The organism is Peribacillus sp. (assembly GCF_059453735.1).
In genome coordinates this window covers 1-3,202 of the sequence record NZ_JAZVJO010000491.1, presented here as the reverse complement: position 1 = coordinate 3,202, position 3,202 = coordinate 1, and the positions used below count along the sequence as shown (strand labels likewise).

The following is a 3,202-nucleotide window of genomic DNA, read 5'->3' as shown; positions in this document are numbered from 1 at the left end:
AAATTAAAACACGAGGTATTGAAACTAATTCAGGATTAAGTCAAGCAAACGGGGAAATTACACTCTTCCCGATTGATCCGTTCGAAAAGGAAAAATCAAAGATTATTAAGGGTAGCACAAACTCGATATCAATTATGTTTTTCTACAGTCTTCTTTTGTTTTTAAAATGAGGCTGATGATTTCCGTTCCAGGCGCCTCGCTTATCCAAGGGGCGGGCGGTGAGCCGCATCAATGCTTACGCTCCTGCGGGGTCTCACCTGTCCCGCTGTTCCCGCAGGAGTCTTCACGCCCTCCACTCCAATCAATGGTCTTTCTAAATTTAATTTGGATTTTAGTCCGACGCTCAAATGGAAACACGCGCTACCCAAGAGCAGATTTAGGAGGAATTCAATTCGGGGGAATTACGAAGAGTTCCAATAAATCCGTTCTAACAGGATGAATTAAAGATTATTAAGTTGAACACAAGTGATCCTGAAAGCAGATAAAATTTAAAGATGGAAAACAGTACTAATTAGAGACTTAGTTGCCTGATAAGCAGGGGGAATTCCATGAAATATGTTAAAAATGACAAAAGAGGTACGGAATGAACCATTTCGCACAGTCTTTTCTCTACAAACTGACCGAACTCCTTTAAGGGGGTCCGGTTTTTTTGTGTCTTTTTGCTTTAGTTTCTCGCAAAATTATCACCGTTATTTACCCGCAAGTGCCGAAAGCTTGTCATAAAGTCGTATAGGAGGCATACATTTTAACTAATGAATCACAGCAAATAGGAGGGTTCGTGGAATGGAGACGGTCATATCCTTTTTGCCCAAAAAACTTCAGGAGCAGTTTCGCAGAATTCCCGAAGCCTTAACTGCCCAAATTGAGGAGCTGCGCGTTCGAGTAGGACGACCACTGGAAATCATGGTTGCAGGAGAACCTGCATTTTTACCATATACAGCAGATTCAGAGGATGCCCAACAGCTTCTTAATCACTTAAGTCATTTTTCCCTCTATACCGTCGAAGAGGAATTGAGACGAGGATATATAACCATCAGCGGGGGACATCGTGTAGGGTTGGCAGGGAAAGTAATTCTTGAAAATGGTCGTGTAAAAGCAATACGGGACGTTTCTTCTTTCAATATCCGGATTGCCCGGCAGAAAATTGGAGCCGCTGAAATGCTGATGCCAAGTGTGTATAGTAATGGCTGGCTTCACACGATGATTATTGGAGCGCCGCAGACGGGGAAAACGACGTTGCTTCGAGACATGGCTAGAATCATCTCAACAGGAAGTGAGTCAATGAACATTCCCCCGAAAAAGGTAGGGATTGTTGACGAGCGTTCTGAGATTGCTGGTTGTGTGAACGGTATTCCGCAGCTTGAGTTTGGTCCCCGGGTTGACGTGCTCGATGGATGTCCAAAAGCTGAAGGGATGATGATGTTAATCCGTTCGATGTCTCCGGACGTCCTAGTTGCCGATGAAATTGGGCGGAATGAAGATACAGACGCTGTGTTGGAAGCAGTCAATTCAGGAATAACGCTGTTAATTACTACACATGGACATTCATTAGCAGAAGTGAAGAAACGTCCCTTTATTGCGAAAATCCTCGATATGAACATTTTTGAGCGATTCGTCGAGTTAAACCGAGCGGAAGGCTCAAATCGGGTCTATCGAATTATAGATGGTCAGGGACGAGTAGTAAATAAAGATGAGGTGGGCAATAAGTGATCAAATTGATTGGAGCAGCGATCATTATTCTCGTGACAACCTGGGCAGGTTTTGAGGCAGCCAAGCATCTTGCACTGAGACCCAAACAGCTGCGTCAAATCAAGCTTGCACTACAGTCGTTAGAAGCTGAGATTATGTACGGACAAACCCCTCTGCAAGATGCAGCGAAAAAGCTATCCAAGCTAGTACCAATGCCTCTATCCCTATTTTTTGAATCCTTTTCGGGCCTTCTTTCTTCAGGTAATACTACGGTAAAACAAGCATGGGAGGAAAGCTTGCAGCGAGTATGGGGATTGCTGGCTCTTAAGCAGGGGGAATTCGAGATTCTAGTACAGTTTGGTGAAACACTGGGACGCCATGATCGGTACCATCAGCAAAAGCAGATTTTACTTACGTTAACACATCTTGAACGGGAGGAATCAGAAGCAATTGACCGACAGCTGAAGTATGAAAAGATGATGAAGAGCTTAGGGTTTTTATCCGGTCTGTTATTGACTCTATTGCTGCTATAGGGGGAGATTAGTATGGGGATTGATGTTGATATCATCTTTAAAATAGCGGGTGTTGGGATTGTGGTGGCATTCATTCATACCATTCTAGATCAAGTTGGTAAAAAGGAGTATGCCCAGTGGGTAACACTTTTTGGCTTTATCTATATTTTATTCATGGTAGCCTCCATTATTGAAGATTTATTTCAGAAAATAAAATCAGTCTTTCTATTTCAGTAGGGGAGGGATCGGCCATTGAAATAATTAAAATTGCCGGAGTAGCCCTAATTGCTACCTTTCTCGCCTTAATTCTAAAAGAACAGAAACCTAATTTCGCCTTTTTATTAATTGTCTTTGTTGGGTGTTCCATCTTTCTGTTTTTAGCGGATAAAATCTATGAAATTATAAAAATGCTTGAAAGCCTGGCAGTAAATGCTCATGTCAATATGATGTACATGGAAACGATTCTAAAAATTATCGGCATTGCATACATTGCAGAATTCGCCTCACAAATAACAAAAGATGCAGGTCAGGGATCAATCGCCTCTAAAATTGAGTTAAGCGGGAAAATCCTTATCCTCGCAATGGCAATTCCAATTTTGACGGTGATCATTGAAACAATTATTCAATTGATACCAAGTTAATTGCGTTTAATGGGGTGAAAAAATGAAGCAATGGATCCTCTATGCATTCCTAGTAGTGCTTGTCCTCTTTTTTGTACAAGCCGACGTTGTAACAGCTGCTGAAAATGATGAAGAAACCATTACAGATGAATTGGTTCAGTCCCAGATGGAACGTATAGGGCTAGAAGAAATCACGAAATTTTGGGACGATATTGTTACCGAATATGGCGGTTTTCTACCAGAAAGTCAGAAGGGGAGCTTCATGGATTTCGTCACGGGTGATAAAGAATTTTCCTTTTCTGAATGGTTTAAGGGATTAGGGAAATTTGTTTTTCATGAGCTGCTGGTCAACGGCAAACTGTTGGGGTCGCTGATTTTGCT

The 3,202-nt window shown here is 42.0% G+C and carries 5 protein-coding genes and 1 pseudogene; all 6 read left to right on the top strand.

Annotated features, from left to right (window positions below; genetic code table 11):
- Positions 1-166: 166 nt before the first annotated feature.
- Complete coding sequence (locus AC52RT_RS16315; RefSeq protein ID WP_495541721.1) at positions 167-439, top strand: hypothetical protein; 273 nt, start codon at positions 167-169, stop codon at positions 437-439.
- Positions 440-783: 344 nt separating this feature from the next.
- A complete protein-coding gene (gene spoIIIAA / locus AC52RT_RS16310; protein WP_495541720.1) occupies positions 784-1,710 on the top strand; it encodes a stage III sporulation protein AA in 927 nt (308 codons plus the stop codon).
- Entirely contained in the window at positions 1,707-2,222 is a 516-nt protein-coding gene (gene spoIIIAB, locus AC52RT_RS16305) for a stage III sporulation protein SpoIIIAB (protein ID WP_495541719.1), read from the top strand. The genes spoIIIAA and spoIIIAB overlap by 4 nt, the downstream gene beginning before the upstream one ends.
- Positions 2,223-2,234: 12 nt before the next feature.
- Entirely contained in the window at positions 2,235-2,438 is a 204-nt protein-coding gene (gene spoIIIAC, locus AC52RT_RS16300) for a stage III sporulation protein AC (protein WP_040375693.1), read from the top strand.
- Between the two features lie 14 nt (positions 2,439-2,452).
- On the top strand, positions 2,453-2,842 hold the full coding sequence (gene spoIIIAD / locus AC52RT_RS16295; RefSeq protein WP_495541722.1) for a stage III sporulation protein AD: 390 nt from the start codon (positions 2,453-2,455) through the stop codon (positions 2,840-2,842).
- A gap of 22 nt (positions 2,843-2,864) precedes the next feature.
- A pseudogene (locus tag AC52RT_RS16290) lies at positions 2,865-3,202 on the top strand (stage III sporulation protein AE); the annotation flags it as partial.

Excerpts from the sequence above, each read along its gene's own strand:
- AC52RT_RS16315 (WP_495541721.1), top strand. The coding sequence starts at position 167 with ATGAGGCTGATGATTTCCGTTCCAGGCGCCTCGCTTATCCAAGGGGCG.
- spoIIIAA (WP_495541720.1), top strand. The coding sequence starts at position 784 with ATGGAGACGGTCATATCCTTTTTGCCCAAAAAACTTCAGGAGCAGTTT.
- spoIIIAC (WP_040375693.1), top strand. The coding sequence starts at position 2,235 with ATGGGGATTGATGTTGATATCATCTTTAAAATAGCGGGTGTTGGGATT.